12 protein-coding genes are annotated in these 14,028 nt (G+C 61.7%); 2 read left to right on the top strand and 10 right to left on the bottom strand.

The window, feature by feature from the left end; translation table 11 throughout:
• From EOC93_RS34500 to EOC93_RS28795, 5 genes are all read right to left on the bottom strand, one after another.
• A partial coding sequence (locus EOC93_RS34500) for a hypothetical protein (RefSeq protein ID WP_206532283.1) occupies positions 1–191 on the bottom strand: 191 nt, incomplete at its 3' end.
• A 26-nt stretch (positions 192–217) separates the two neighbouring features.
• Positions 218–4,003 carry a vitamin B12-dependent ribonucleotide reductase gene (locus tag EOC93_RS28810; protein ID WP_127206300.1) on the bottom strand — a complete coding sequence of 1,262 codons (3,786 nt, stop codon included), beginning with the start codon at positions 4,001–4,003 and terminating at the stop codon, positions 218–220.
• Positions 4,004–4,618: 615 nt separating this feature from the next.
• Complete coding sequence (locus EOC93_RS28805; RefSeq protein ID WP_127206299.1) at positions 4,619–5,107, bottom strand: NUDIX hydrolase; 489 nt, start codon at positions 5,105–5,107, stop codon at positions 4,619–4,621.
• Positions 5,108–5,323: 216 nt separating this feature from the next.
• Positions 5,324–5,824: a xanthine phosphoribosyltransferase gene (gene gpt, locus EOC93_RS28800; RefSeq protein WP_029353723.1), complete on the bottom strand. Its 501-nt coding sequence runs from the start codon at positions 5,822–5,824 to the stop codon at positions 5,324–5,326.
• Positions 5,825–5,899: 75 nt separating this feature from the next.
• Entirely contained in the window at positions 5,900–7,279 is a 1,380-nt protein-coding gene (locus EOC93_RS28795) for a pyridoxal-dependent decarboxylase (RefSeq protein WP_245461567.1), read from the bottom strand.
• A gap of 224 nt (positions 7,280–7,503) precedes the next feature.
• Between EOC93_RS28795 and EOC93_RS28790 the strand changes: the two genes are divergently transcribed.
• Positions 7,504–8,415: a LysR substrate-binding domain-containing protein gene (locus EOC93_RS28790; RefSeq protein ID WP_127206297.1), complete on the top strand. Its 912-nt coding sequence runs from the start codon at positions 7,504–7,506 to the stop codon at positions 8,413–8,415.
• A gap of 10 nt (positions 8,416–8,425) precedes the next feature.
• On the opposite strand, the gene EOC93_RS28785 is transcribed toward EOC93_RS28790, so the two are convergent.
• Positions 8,426–9,259 carry a universal stress protein gene (locus tag EOC93_RS28785; protein ID WP_095489530.1) on the bottom strand — a complete coding sequence of 278 codons (834 nt, stop codon included), beginning with the start codon at positions 9,257–9,259 and terminating at the stop codon, positions 8,426–8,428.
• Positions 9,260–9,464: 205 nt separating this feature from the next.
• A complete protein-coding gene (locus tag EOC93_RS28780; RefSeq protein ID WP_127206296.1) occupies positions 9,465–10,208 on the bottom strand; it encodes a competence/damage-inducible protein A in 744 nt (247 codons plus the stop codon).
• A 356-nt stretch (positions 10,209–10,564) separates the two neighbouring features.
• On the opposite strand from EOC93_RS28780, the gene EOC93_RS28775 reads away from it, so the two are divergent.
• Positions 10,565–10,852, top strand: a complete 288-nt coding sequence (locus EOC93_RS28775; RefSeq protein ID WP_126106774.1) for a hypothetical protein — start codon at positions 10,565–10,567, stop codon at positions 10,850–10,852.
• A 74-nt stretch (positions 10,853–10,926) separates the two neighbouring features.
• Here EOC93_RS28775 and EOC93_RS28770 read toward each other — a convergent pair whose 3' ends face one another.
• From EOC93_RS28770 to EOC93_RS28760, 3 genes are all read right to left on the bottom strand, one after another.
• Entirely contained in the window at positions 10,927–11,820 is an 894-nt protein-coding gene (locus tag EOC93_RS28770) for a carbohydrate ABC transporter permease (RefSeq protein ID WP_095489528.1), read from the bottom strand.
• Position 11,821: 1 nt separating this feature from the next.
• On the bottom strand, positions 11,822–12,772 hold the full coding sequence (locus tag EOC93_RS28765; protein ID WP_126106772.1) for a sugar ABC transporter permease: 951 nt from the start codon (positions 12,770–12,772) through the stop codon (positions 11,822–11,824).
• Positions 12,773–12,879: 107 nt separating this feature from the next.
• On the bottom strand, positions 12,880–14,028 hold a 1,149-nt coding region (locus EOC93_RS28760), incomplete at its 5' end, for an ABC transporter substrate-binding protein (protein ID WP_164759310.1).

The following is a 14,028-nucleotide window of genomic DNA, read 5'->3' as shown; positions in this document are numbered from 1 at the left end:
GCCGCCAGACCGTCCGCCAGACTCAACTGACCCAAAACACGATCCGCCATCCCGAATCTCCCTGCTCCAACCTTCACCACAGAATCACCGTTCGGCTTCTGTGCAAAGGTCTCACAAGGGGAGAAGGAAGAGATGCGCCTGATCACGACGCTAAACGGATTTCGGCCCGATCTTGCGACCGGGCCGATCATGTTGCGTTTTAGCGCTGCATCTTTCCTCAGCTACACCCGCTCGTAGCCCCACAAGTGTCGCACTTCTCGCACGTCCCGTTCCGCACCATGGTGAAATTCTGGCATTCGGAGCAGGAATTGCCGGTGTAGCCCTGGAGCAGCGATTTGGCGCGGCGGTCGGCGGCTAGCTTCTTCGCTTCGGCTGCCTCGAGTGCCGCAGCATCGGTGAACAGCGCCGCCGTGGCATCCGAAGCCTCGGAAGCAGCACCCGCCGCCTCCTCGAAGGCGATGTCCTCGATCAGCTCCTTTGCCCGCTCCTCGAAGTCGCGCTTGTAGGCGGTGGCTTCGTCGCTGGCCGGCTTCAGCGCCAGCACGTTGGAGCCGGAGAACGCCGTCGGCGCGGAGCGGCCGGACGAGCCCGAACCGGCAAAGCCCTTCGGATCGTTGCCGCTCACCCTTGACACCAGCTTCACCGGCGAGGCACCGCGGGTCAGGCCCTTGGAAACGGCGTCGGTCTTGCCTTCGCTGATGCCGCGGCCAAGTGCGGTGTTGGAAAAGTCCGACTGGTCGACATGGGCGAGGTCGTTGCGGCCGAGATAGGAGATGGCGAGCTCGCGGAACACATAGTCGAGGATCGACGTCGCGCTCTTGATGGCGTCGTTGCCCTGCACCATGCCGGCCGGCTCGAATTTGGTGAAGGTGAAGGCGTGCACATATTCGTCGAGCGGCACGCCATATTGCAGGCCGAGCGAGATGGCGATGGCGAAATTGTTGAGAAGGCCGCGCAAGGTCGCGCCCTCCTTGTTCATGTCGATGAAGATCTCGCCGAGACGGCCATCGTCATATTCGCCGGTGCGCAGGAAGATGGTGTTGCCGCCGATCTTGGCCTTCTGCGTGTAGCCCTTGCGGCGAGACGGCAGCTTCTCCTGCTCGCGCGAGACGCGCTCGATGATGCGCTCGACAATCCGCTCGGTGATCTGTGCCGCGCGTGCCGCCGCCGGCGCCGCGATCAGCTGCTCGACGGCATCGTCCTCGTCGTCATCGACGTCGGCAAGCAGCGAGGCGTTGAGCGGCTGGGAGAGCTTCGAGCCGTCGCGATAGAGCGCATTGGCCTTCAGCGCCAGCTTCCACGACAGCATGTAAGCGCCCTTGGCGTCTTCCACCGTCGCGTCGTTCGGCATGTTGATGGTCTTGGAAATGGCGCCGGAGATGAAGGGCTGGGCCGCCGCCATCATCTGGATGTGGCTGTTGATCGACAGCGAGCGCTTGCCGATCTTGCCGCATGGGCTGGCGCAGTCGAACACGGGCAAATGTTCTGCCTTCAGGAACGGCGCGCCTTCCAGCGTCATCGCACCGCAGACATGGATGTTGGCGGCCTCGATGTCCTTCTTCGAGAAGCCAAGCGCCGGCAGCATCTCGAACGAGAAATCGTTGAGCTGCTCGTCGGTGAAGCCAAACGTCTCCTTCACCCAGTCCGCACCCAGCGTCCACTGGTTGAAGACGAACTTGATGTCGAAGGCCGACTTCAACGCTGCGTTAAGTGCTGCGATCTTGTCGTCGGTAAAACCCTTTGCCTTGAGCGAGCCGGGGTTGACGGCAGGCGCCTGGTTGAGATTGCCGTGGCCGACCGCATAGGCTTCGATCTCGGCGATCTGGCTTTCCGAATAGCCGAGCGTGCGCAGCGCTTCCGGGACGGCGCGGTTGATGATCTTGAAATAGCCGCCACCGGCCAGCTTCTTGAACTTCACCAGCGCGAAGTCGGGCTCGATGCCGGTGGTGTCGCAATCCATGACCAGGCCGATCGTACCGGTCGGCGCGATCACGGTCGCCTGCGCATTGCGGTAGCCATGCTCCTCGCCGAGCTCGATAGCGCGGTCCCAGGCACCCTTGGCATGGGCGGCAAGCTCCGGCTGCTTCAGGTCGGAGGCGACCAGCGGCACCGGGTTGACGGCGAGCTTCTCGTAGCCGTCCCTGTCGCCATAGGCGGCGCGGCGGTGATTGCGCATGACACGCAGCATGTTCTGCGCATTGCGATCGTAGTCGGGGAAGGCGCCGAGCTCTGCGGCCATTTCGGCCGAGGTGGCATAGGCCGTGCCGGTCATGATTGCCGTGAGTGCTGCGCAGATGGCGCGGCCCTCGTCGGAATCATAGGGAATGCCCGAGGTCATCAGCAGGCCGCCGATATTGGCGTAGCCGAGGCCGAGCGTGCGGTATTCGTAGGAGAGCTTGGCGATCTCCTTCGACGGGAACTGCGCCATCATCACCGAGATTTCCAGCACCATGGTCCACAGCCGAACCGTGTGCTCGTAGGCTGATATGTCGATGGTGCCGTCGGCGTTGCGGTAGGGCAGCAGGTTGATCGAGGCCAGGTTGCAGGCGGTGTCGTCGAGGAACATGTATTCCGAGCACGGGTTGGACGCCCGGATCGCACCGGCCGAGGCGCAGGTGTGCCAGTCATTCATCGTCGTGTTGAAGTGGAGGCCCGGATCGGCCGATGCCCAGGCGGCATAGCCGATCTTTTCCCACAGATCCCTGGCCTTCAGCGTCTTCAGCACCTTGCCGTCCTTGCGTGCGGTGAGGTGCCAGTCGGCGTCCTCTTCGACGGCGCGCAGGAAATCGTCCTTCAGCGAGACCGAATTGTTGGAGTTCTGGCCCGAAACGGTGAGGTAGGCATCCGAATCCCAGTCGGTGTCGTAGGTCTTGAACGACATCGAGGTGTAGCCCTGCTTGGCGAACTGGATGACGCGATAGATGTAGTTCTCCGGCACCCCGTCCTTCTTGGCCAGCTTGATCTCGCGCTTCAGCGCGGTGTTGATCGCCGGGTCGAAGCAATCGTCGTCCTGGCCTTCACAATTGATGCAGGCCTTCATGATCGCTTCGAGGTGCTTCTTCACGATCTTGGAGCCGGTGACCAGCGAGGCGACCTTCTGCTCCTCATTGACCTTCCAGTCGATGAATTCCTCGATATCGGGATGGTCGGCGTCGACGATGACCATCTTTGCGGCGCGGCGCGTCGTGCCGCCCGACTTGATGGCGCCCGCCGCGCGGTCGCCGATCTTCAGGAAGCTCATCAGGCCGGACGAGCGGCCGCCGCCGGACAGTTTTTCGCCCTCGCCGCGCAGGAACGAGAAGTTGGAGCCGGTGCCGGAGCCATATTTGAACAGGCGCGCTTCACGCACCCACAGGTCCATGATGCCGCCTTCGTTGACGAGATCGTCCTGCACGCCCTGGATGAAGCAGGCATGCGGCTGCGGATGCTCGTAGGAAGATTTCGACTTGGTCAGCTTGCCGGTGAACGGGTCGACATAGAAGTGGCCCTGGCTCGGGCCGTCGATGCCATAGGCCCAGTGCAGGCCGGTGTTGAACCATTGCGGCGAGTTCGGCGCGACGCGCTGGGTGGCCAGCATATAGGCAAGCTCGTCGCGGAAGGCGCGGGCGTCCTCCTCCGACTTGAAGTAGCCGCCCTTCCAGCCCCAATAGGTCCAGGTGCCGGCGAGGCGGTCGAAGACCTGGCGGGCGTCGATCTCGGAGCCGTAGCGCTCGGCTTCGGGCAGCTTTGCCAGTTCGGCCTCGTCGGCGACGGAGCGCCACAGGAAGGAGGGGACGTCGTTCTCCTCGACCTTCTTCAGTCGCGCGGGCACGCCGGCCTTGCGGAAATATTTCTGCGCCAGGATGTCGGCGGCAACCTGGCTGAACTGCGCCGGCACATCGATATTGTCCAAGCGGAACACCACCGAGCCATCCGGATTCTTGATCTCCGAAAGCGCCTTGCGGAATTCGATCTCCGCATAAGCCGACTGCCCCTGCTTGGTGAAACGACGCTCGATGCGCATTGGTCCTATCCTTTGTGTCTACATATAGCGCTTTTCCCAGGGGATTTCTGCCCCTTTCTGAAACGCGCATGTCCGCCGTCTGCCGGCGTTCGAAAAACGGCCGGCTCCTTTTCACAGCCTCCGCCCGCCCTGCTGGTCGAACTCCTTGCGAAGTAGCCGTCCAACGCGCCGACGAACCCTGCGGATCCCTCAAGACTGAAACTTTTTTGCGACTCCCTCAATCGAGGGAACTTCACACTATCTAGCGTCGAACCTACCTGCAAACACTAAATATAGTGTTAACAGACAATTTATTCCAGTCCGACATTTTTCCCTTTCGCCCCCAAAGACCCCACAATTGCAACGCTTCCGCCAGCCTCGTAACCAGGCGGAAATGCGGCCAAAACGCACATAATCCGGGAAAAAGACCGGGCTCAGAACTTTCCGGTCGCGCTCTCAACAGGAGCGCATGGCCTATAAAAGGCGACTCGTTTTGCGCCGTCAAGGATTCGTTTGCGTAGCTTTTATGACCCCAACATCTTGTGTGTCACACATGTGGATAACGGGGATAGAAAGTGACGCGGAGGGTTTCGATTTTTACCCGCGCGATGCGCGGCCGGCGCGCCTACGTCTTGCTCAGGAGAATTGGTGCGGGTCGGCACAGAAATAGGCGATGATCTGGCAAAGGTCCGGCTCATTGACCATGCGCACGGCCTCGGCGCAGCTGACCCATTTGCGGGTGCGTGAGCGCTTTTCCTTCCACCGGTCGGCGATCTTGTCGACCTGCAGCGGAAACACCAGGACTTCGCAAGGCACTTCCTCGCCTGAAGCCAATGCCTTGGCATAGAAGTAGCGGCCGGCTTCGTGGTGGGAGATCGTGCCGCGCAGTCCGGCTTCCTCGCCGGCCTCGCGTGCCGCCGCTTCGCAAAGCAGTTCCTTGGCCTCAGGCCAGCCCTTGGGAAGCACCCAGCGGCCGGTATCGCGGCTGGTGATCAGCATGATCTCGATGCCATGCTTGGTATCGCGCCAGGGCAGTGCTGCAACCTGCAGGCGGCACGGCGCTGTGCCGAAGAGCCGCTGGACCCTTTCGGCCAAATGGTTGTGCGTTGCTGGCGTCGTCAACATCGGAGAAGCTTGCCCCAGCCTCCAGAATCATCTGCCGTCTCGTGAATCTTACGGCTAATCATGGGCAATAAAAGTAAAAAACCTCATACGCACTGGTTAACCACGCCAAGAGGCGTCGATTCAGGAAATATCGTGCGCCGCGGCATGCTTTCAAGAAGTGGTCGCCGGCAAGAAGTGCTCGCCTGGCTGTTCCAGGAGAAAAGCAGTTGCCGCGAATCAGCCGACGTGGTCGTCGGCGATCGGCTTCTGGTAGGTGAAGCCCATGTCCCACGGAAAATAGATCCAGGTGTCCTGGCTGACCTCGGTGACGAAGGTGTCGACCAGCGGCCTGCCTTTCGGCTTGGCATAGACGGTGGCGAAATGCGCCTTGGGCATCATGGCGCGCACGATGCCCGCGGTCTTGCCGGTGTCTGTGAGGTCGTCGATGATCAGCACGCCGGCGCCGTCATCGGCGAGCAGTGCCGGCGTGACCTCCTTCAGCACCTGCAGCTGCCCCTGGCTGGCGTAGTCGTGATAGGAGGCGACGCAAACCGTCTCGATGACCCGGATCCCTAGCTCACGCGAGATGATGGCGGCCGGAACCAGGCCGCCGCGTGTGATGCAGACGATCGCTTTCCATTGGCCTTTGTTGGCGCCGGCAAGCCGCCAGGCGAGCGCACGCGCATCGCGGTGGAACTGATCCCACGAGACGGGAAAGGCCTTTTCGGGAAGGGACATTTTTCTGCGCACTCCGCAGCGCGCGAGATCGCGCGCAGACACTTGAGGGAATGCGCGCGGAATTAACTGGAAAGCCTAGGTGTTGGCAAGTGGCGCAACCTCCAGTCCGATCGGCACAGCCACTTCCGGCGTCAGCACAGAAGTCGCGGCCGCGATCGCCCGCTTCACATCTTGCTCGCTGGTGCGCCAGTTAACCACGCTGACGCGCATGGCGCGGTGATTGCGCCAGGTCGTGCCGGAGAAGAAGGCTTCGCCTGTGGCATTGATTTTTTGAATCGTTTCGTCGGTAAAAGCATCATTTTCCGCAGGTGAAGCGCCAGGCCGAGCGAACCTGAGCAGGCCTTGATTGAGCGTTGGCCTCGCAAGGATCTCGGCGCCCGGTAGTTCGCCTATCCCCTCGACGATGTTGGCGCAATGCGCGCAGCAGCGATCAACCAAAGCCTCCATGCCGCTGCGGCCGAGTTGCTTGAGGGCAGCATAGACGGGAACGCCACGCGCGCGGCGAGAGTATTCTGGGTTCCAGTCTGACTGGTCCCGCGCAATTGAGGTTGGCGCGACATAGGATGCGCTCGATGTCATAGCTGTGCGATGTGCTTCCCGGTCTGCGATGATGGCGATACCGCAATCGAAAGGAACATTCAGCCATTTGTGGCCGTCGGTCGCCCAGCTATCCGCCAGTTCCACGCCGTCCAGCAGGTGGCGGTACGTTCGGCTGGCGCGTGCGAATAGGCCGAAGGCACCGTCGATGTGAACCCAGGCGCCGGCTGAATGCGCCATCGATATCAACTCCCTGAACGCGTCACAGGCGCCGATGTTCAAGTCGGCAGCATTCAGCACCAGCATGGTCGGTGTGGAACTGTCGGAAAGCGCGCCGTCGAGAACCGCAGGAGAGACGCGTCCATCCCCGTCCGTTTTCAACTGATCAATAGCCTTGCGGCCGATCCCCAGAAAGCGCACCGCGCGGTCTACGGTGACGTGTCGCTGGTCGCTCGTCAGCACCCTGATCCCCGGCGCGCCAATCAGCCCGTCCTCTTCCACGTTCCAGCCGACGCGCCTCAGCAGCGCCGCGCGTGCAGCCGCAAGGCTGGTCATATGCGCCATTTGGCAACCGCTGGTGAACGCAAAAGAGGCGTCTCGCGGCAGGTCGAGCAACTCCTTGATCCATTCGCCGGCTGTTTCCTCGATCACGGCGGAGGCCGGACTGGAGGCATAGACGGTCGCGTTCTGATCCCAGGTGGTTACCAGCCAGTCGGCCGCCAGTGCGGATTCCAGGCCGCCGCCAATCACCCAGGCAAAGAAGCGTCCGCCTGCGCTGCCATGCATCCCGGGGCCGGCATCCCTGGCAAGTGCTTGAACCACTTCCTCTGCACTGCTGCCTTCGTATGGCAGTGGGCCGGCAAAAGACCGTTTGAGATCCATAAGACTGGCCGTTGCAGCCACCGAACGTTCATCCAATCCGTCGATCCAGGCTCGTGCTGCACGGTAGGCAAGATCTAGCGCCGTGTTCATTGAGTGGGTTCCTCAAGCGGTGTATTTGCCCATGCCCAGACGCAGCTAGCCGGTCACCATGCCGGCTGTGCAATTGGTTTTACTCAGTTTGGCCAAGGCTGATTGCTCCGACAAACGAAAAGGACTTACACTCGACATCAACGAAATTGGCGAATTGGGGCTTGCCACTCATGCCGAACCACGCACGCTTTGGGCCGGATTCGGGCGTTCTGTTGGGGCTGGACAACTCTCTCCTGCGTACTCTGATGGCGGTTGTCGACACAGGCAGCTTCGTCGGTGCTGCCCGAACAGTGCACCGGACGCCATCTGCCATCAGCATGCAAATGAAACGGCTTGAAACGCAGATCAGACAGCCGATCTTTGTGCATCAAGGGCGCTCGATAATGTTGACGCCAGCAGGTGAAGCGCTTCTGACCTACGCGCGGCGCGCTCTTGGAATCGCCGAAGAGGCGATAGTGCGATTCAATCGCCTGTCGCAGGGACGCGCTGTGCGGCTGGGAATGACGGACGAATATGCAGTTGCGTTCCTTCCCTCGGTTCTCGCCAGCTATACAGCGGCCTATCCGTTGGTGGAGATCAGCGTGACGTGTCGCACAAGCAGCACGATGTCGCGGATGCTGGATGAGGGCGAACTGGATGTCGCACTGGTGACGGCTGGCGCGACGGGTCGAACTGGATCGCCCGACACGGCCATCCATAGAGATCGGCTTGTGTGGGCAGGCCTTGCGCATGGAACCGCCCATCTCCGTCGTCCGCTGGCTGTCGCCGCAGGTCCAGCGAGTTGCATTTGGCGGAAGTCAGCCATCGACGCGCTCGACGCAGCCGGCATCTCTTATCAGATCGCTTGTACAAGTGAGAATCTCGCGGGCCAGCTTGCGTTGGTGGTGGCGGGGCTGGCAGTCGCGCCGTTACCGATTGCAACCTTATCGGGAGAACTGGTGCCGTTTGGGCCTGAGCAAGGCCTTCCGTCGATTGGTTACTATGACGTGGCCTTGCGGCGCAGCCCTCATGCGCCCGATGACCTGACTTCCACCGTCGTTGACCATGTCGGGGCGTATTTCGCCGCGCGCCAGAGTTCTTGATCTACGCTTCTTACCGCGACAGGAAAGCTGCCACCGGCACCGTGCGCAGCACCGTGCGCGTGACCCCGCCGAACAGAAGCTGGCGCAGCCAGGAATGGCTGTAGGCGCCAAGCACGAGCAGGTCGGCGCCGGTTTCGGCAATCCTGGTCTGGATCACGTCGTCGACCGAATGGCCGCCCGATTGCAGCACCGAGACGCTGACCGTGGCGCCATGTCTGGACAGGGCGGCGGCGATTTCGGCGCCGGCCGCCTCGGGAGCCGCGTCAAGCGTATCCGGCGGGTCGATGACGACAATATCCGTCTTCTCGGCCTCGATGATGAAGGGCAGGGCGTCGAAGGCGGCGCGCGCGGCTTCCTTGCTGCCGTTCCAGGCGAGCAGCACATGCTTGAAGCTGGTGACGAGCGGGCCCGAATGGGGCACGACCAGCACCGGCCGGCCGGCGTCGTAGACCAGCGTGTCGACGTCGGCGCTCGGATCGCCGCCGGACTCGCGCTGCGCGGCGATGATCAGATCCGCGGTGCGAACGGTTGGGATGCCGGTCAGCGCGCTATCTCCGGAAAAGCTCTCGAGGCTGCGCCACTCGAAAGACAGGCCGGAATCTTCGATATGCCTGAGGAAAACCGCCCGCAATTTTTCAGCACGCTCCTTGTTCATGTCGGCTGAAACCTGCAGGAACTCGGTGTCGGGAAAGCCGGTGGCCGAGGTGTAGGGGACGGGAAGCGCTTCGGCATGAATGCCGATGAGATGGCTCTGGAACTTATCGGCAAGCGGAATGGCGCATTCGAGCACGCGCTCCGCATCCTGTTCGTTCTGCAGTATGGCGACGATGGTCTTGAATCGCATGGTAATCCCTCATTTTACGGCGATCGAAACTCGCCCGCGAGAAACGTTACAGCACCATGCTTGGTTCCGGCCTAATGCATGTCGCCCAAAAGCATGCCCTCGGGCGTGAACCGAGGGTGCGCAGCGGTTTTGGGATAACGACATGCATAAAAACAAGAACCTAAAGAGCGTCGCATGGATCCTCTCAGACGCGACGCGCTATAGATCAACTGACCGCGCTGGCGAGGCCTGCGACCATCGCCTCGACATCGGCGCGGGCGGCGTCCAGCGCTTCCTGGCTGCGGGCACGCACGACCAGCTCCGTCCAGAACTTGCCGTCGCCATATTTCGGATAGGACCCGATGATTGTATCCGGATGCGCCTTCTGAATGTCGCCCAGCGGTCCGCCGACCAGCCCTTCGCCGAACGGACAGTGCACCGTGGCCGACAGCATAATTGAGCCGGCCTTCAGCGTCGGCACCACATTGTCGAGCATCGCCTGGAAAATCGACGGCACGCCGGCCATGACATGGACGTTGCCAATACGAAAGCCCGGCGCGATGGACACAGGATTGTCGATATGGTCGGCACCGCGCGGCATCCGCGCCATGCGCTTGCGCGCCTCGGTGTATTCGATGCCGCGCGCGGCGTAGCTCGCTTCCAGCATGGCATAGGCTTTGGCGTCGTATTCGCAGGGCACGCCGAAGGCCTTGGAGATCGCGTCCGCGGTGATGTCGTCATGCGTGGGGCCGATGCCGCCGGTCGTGAAGACATAGGTGTAGCGGGCACGCACGGCATTCACCGCGGCGATGATCTCGTCTTCCTCGTCGGGAACGATGCGCACCTCCTTCAGGTCGATGCCGATCGCCGTCATGATATCGGCGAGGTGGCCGATATTCTTGTCCTTGGTGCGGCCGGACAGAATCTCGTCGCCGATGACGAGCATGGCGGCGGTGACGATTTCGGGCATGGGAGGCTCCGGCAAAAGGTCACCTGAGGCAGACAGGATCGCCTCAGGTAGAGAGGGTCGCCTGAGATAGCGCGGCGGATGGCCGGCGGCAATGCCGTCCGAACGACGGATCCACCTGTGCCATCTCCCTTGAGCGCGCGTTCGCAGGCTGATCTCGACAGGCGGGCACGTCGCCGATCTCGCGTTGCTCAAAACTGCCGAAGCATCCCAAACCTCTTCACGCACTGGTCACAAAAAGGTGTCGAAGCTTGCGCGCCTTAACGACCTTTTCATCGGAACTTCGAGCCGGCTGATGGATTCTTTGGCGGTCGCACGAAGTCGACATCTGCAACCACATGGAATGGTGTAGTCTCTTTATGCTTACCAAAATTCTCGCAGCCTCGGTCTTCACGATTGGCCTCGCCACGTCCGCAATGGCGCAATCGTCGGATGTTTTATCCAATAGCCCAGCTCCCACGAACCCAGTTCCCACCAACGAAGAGCGGATGACCGCTGATCCCAGCGCCACCGGCAGCATCAATGGCGACGCCTCGGGTCTGAACATCCAGGGCAACCCCGGCCCGGTTGGACCTTGCGCCTCAAACTCGCCAGGACCCGACGCCAACGCCCGAATGAACGTCAACGATCAGTACTGCGGCAAGTAATCAGCCCACGACCGGACCGGCCGGCAGGATGCTCTTCAACGGGCATCCGCGGCCGCCGGGACCGAGGCAGCGCGCTATTCCTTCACCGCGCCAGTCATCGACGAAACGTAATGCTCGACAAAGAACGAATAGAGCACGACCACCGGCAGGGAGCCGATCAGCGCTCCGGCCATCAGCGCTCCCCACTCATAGACGTCGGAGCGGACAAGCTCCGTGAGCACCCCGACCGGCACAGTCTTGTTTTCGGACGACTGGATGAACGTCAGGGCGTAGATGAATTCGTTCCATGACAGGGTGAATGCGAATATCCCGGCCGAAATCAGTCCGGGCACCGACAGCGGCAGCACGATCTTGGTGAGGATCTGCCACCGGCTCGCCCCGTCAATGAGCGCGCATTCTTCCAGTTCGAACGGGATGGAGCGGAAGTAGCCCATCAGCAGCCACGTGCAGAAGGGCACCAAGAAGGTCGGGTAGGTGAGGATGAGCGCGAAGGGCGTGTCGTAAAGCCCAAGGTTGAACACCATCACCGACAGCGGGATGAACAGGATCGAGGGCGGCACGAGATAGGCGAGGAAGACCGCGAGGCCGACCTGCCGCGCCCCTGAAAACCTCAGCCGCTCGATCGCATAGGCAGCGAACACCGCAGCCAGCAGCGACAGGAATGTGGCGGCGGTGGAGATGATGATCGTGTTGAGCAGCCAGCCCGGATAGGACGTGTCGAACAAAAGATAGCGGATGTGCTCCAAGGTCGGATGCACAACCCAGAACGGGTTGAAATTGGCGTAGTCGGTCATCTCGAGATTGGGCTTAACCGCAGTGATCGTCATCCAGTAGAACGGGAACAGCAGCACGATCACGAACACCAGCAACGGCAGATAGACCGTCACCACGCGCCGCGGCAGGCTCTGAAGGTAGCCCATGCCGCCTTCGTCGAGTTCCGGACGTTTCGTCTTCTTGGTCGTGGCCATGTCAGTCTCCGCCGCCCTGCTGCCATTTGCGGCGTTGCAAGCCGAAATAGCTGAACAGGATCGCCGCCAGCAGGAACGGGATCATGGCGACCGCAATCGCGGCGCCCTCGCCAAGCTGGCCCCCCGAAATGCCGCGTTGAAAGGACAGTGTCGCCATCAGATGGGTGGCATTCACCGGTCCGCCACGGGTCAGCACATAGATCAGCTGGAAATCGGTGAAGGTGAACAGCACCGAAAACGTCATGGTGATGGCGATGATCGGCGTCAGCAGCGGCAGCGTCACAAAGCGGAACAATTGCCAGCGGCTGGCGCCATCGAGCGTGGCGGCCTCGTAAAGCGACTGGGGAATCGTCTGCAGGCCGGCAAGCAGCGTGATGGCGACGAACGGAATGCCGCGCCAGACATTGGCCGCGATAACCGAAGCGCGCGCGTTCTCCGGGTCGCCGAGGAAATTGATGCGATGGTCGATCAGGCCCATTTCCATAAGCGCCCAGGACAGGATGGAGAACTGCGAATCGTAGATCCACCAGAAGGCGATGGCCGACAGCACCGTCGGCACCACCCACGGCAACAGCACGATGGCGCGGAAGAACGATTTGAAGGGAAGATTTTGATTGAGGATAAGCGCCAGCCAGAGGCCGAGCACGAACTTCAGGATCGAGGCGCTTATCGTGTAGAGCAAGGTGTTGAAGACGGAGAGCCAGAAGACGGCGTCATCCCACAGATATTGATAGTTTTCGGTGCCTATGAAGATACCGGGGCGGCCGATGCGGGCATCGGTGAAGCCGAGCCAGACGCCGAGCCCGAGCGGATAGGTCAGGAAGACCAGCAGCAGCGCTGCCGCCGGTAGCATGAAGCCGAAGCCAAGCGCGTTCCGGCTGTCGGCCAAGAGCGACAGGCTCCGCGACAGGATCGACGGACGCGGCTGAACGGCAGCGGACGACACGGCCATGGGACGGCTCCTCATAAGGTCTGGTGGCATGGTGGCCTGAGTGGCCGCCACGCGATTTCAGGAACCAGACCGGGCAGCGCGGTTGCGGCTGCCCGGCTCGGCTGTGATCAAACGCGATAGTACCGGTTTGCGCGCTTCTCCGCCTCTTCCATCGCCTCCTGGGCCGTCGCCTGGCCCGTCACGGCCTTGGCGAACATGTCCACCAGGACATAGTCGGCCATGGTCGCCGCCGAGGCATAGCCGAGCGGCCCGGCATAGCCATTGGGACGCAGCGTCGCCGAGGCCTTGGCGTAAGCGGCATTGTTCGGGTCGGCCGTCCACACCGGATTGTTGTCGAAGGCTTTGAGCGTCTGGCAGCAATAGCCGGCCGAGGAGGTGATCCACTCCGCCATCTGCTGCTCCTCGAACATGAACTGCAGATAGGCTTTGGCCGCGTTGGGGTAGGGTGTGTAGTCGAAGATCACGGCCGTGGTCACCTGGAACAACTCGACCGATTTTCCGACCGGACCGATCGGCAGGCTGGTCGTGCGCATGTCCTTGGCGATTTCAGCCAGTTTCGGATCATTGTCCTTGTTGGTCTTGGCCGTGTTATACACGGAAATGCCATTGGCGATGACGCCCAGTTCGCCGGCCAGGAAGGCGCGGTTGTTGTTCACGTCGAGCCAGCTTTCGGTGCCGGGGATGAATGTCTTGTAGAGTTCCTGCGCGTATTCGATCGCCTTGAGGGTCTCGGGGCTGTTGATCGCCACCTTTCCGCTCTCGTCGACCATCTGGCCGCCGTGGCTCCACAGCAGCCAGTGAGCGTAGTTGTTGCCGTCGCCAACGCCATGGCCGTGCGTGAAGCCGGCCGGATGTCCCTTCGCCTGCAAGGCCTTGCAAAGCTCGAGGAAGCCTGCGGTGTCCTTCGGAAACTCCGAGAAGCCAGCCTCCTTCACCCAGCTTTCCCGGTAGACGATGGCATTGCCGATGGTTGCCAGAGGCAGGCCGAGGAATTTTCCCTCCCGCGTCGCATATTGCTTTGGCCCGTCGTGCCAGCCGCCGTATTTCGAGCCCAGATACTCACCCAGTTCCGTGACGTCGTGCAGCTTGTCGGGGTACTGGTGCGGGTCGTCGAACCAGACCAACATGAGATCTGGACCGGAGCCGACATTGGCGGCGACCGCCGCCTTGGGGCGAATGTCCTCCCAGCTTTCCTTGTCGACGCGAACCTCGACGCCTGTCGCCTCGGTGAACCGCTTGGTGTTGGCCAGCCATTG

Origin of the sequence: Mesorhizobium sp. M6A.T.Ce.TU.002.03.1.1 (assembly GCF_003997275.1) — a bacterium.
Lineage (GTDB): Bacteria > Pseudomonadota > Alphaproteobacteria > Rhizobiales > Rhizobiaceae > Mesorhizobium > Mesorhizobium mediterraneum.
This window is presented reverse-complemented; position numbering and strand designations above follow the sequence as displayed.

What these genes read in the sequence shown, in the direction of transcription:
- EOC93_RS28775 (WP_126106774.1), top strand. Translation starts at nt 10,565, where the DNA reads ATGCTTACCAAAATTCTCGCAGCCTCGGTCTTCACGATTGGCCTCGCC.
- EOC93_RS28810 (WP_127206300.1), bottom strand. Translation starts at nt 4,003, where the DNA reads ATGCGCATCGAGCGTCGTTTCACCAAGCAGGGGCAGTCGGCTTATGCG.
- EOC93_RS28785 (WP_095489530.1), bottom strand. Translation starts at nt 9,259, where the DNA reads ATGCGATTCAAGACCATCGTCGCCATACTGCAGAACGAACAGGATGCG.
- EOC93_RS28765 (WP_126106772.1), bottom strand. Translation starts at nt 12,772, where the DNA reads ATGGCCGTGTCGTCCGCTGCCGTTCAGCCGCGTCCGTCGATCCTGTCG.
- EOC93_RS28770 (WP_095489528.1), bottom strand. Translation starts at nt 11,820, where the DNA reads ATGGCCACGACCAAGAAGACGAAACGTCCGGAACTCGACGAAGGCGGC.
- gpt (WP_029353723.1), bottom strand. Translation starts at nt 5,824, where the DNA reads ATGTCCCTTCCCGAAAAGGCCTTTCCCGTCTCGTGGGATCAGTTCCAC.
- EOC93_RS28790 (WP_127206297.1), top strand. Translation starts at nt 7,504, where the DNA reads ATGCCGAACCACGCACGCTTTGGGCCGGATTCGGGCGTTCTGTTGGGG.
- EOC93_RS28780 (WP_127206296.1), bottom strand. Translation starts at nt 10,208, where the DNA reads ATGCCCGAAATCGTCACCGCCGCCATGCTCGTCATCGGCGACGAGATT.
- EOC93_RS28805 (WP_127206299.1), bottom strand. Translation starts at nt 5,107, where the DNA reads ATGTTGACGACGCCAGCAACGCACAACCATTTGGCCGAAAGGGTCCAG.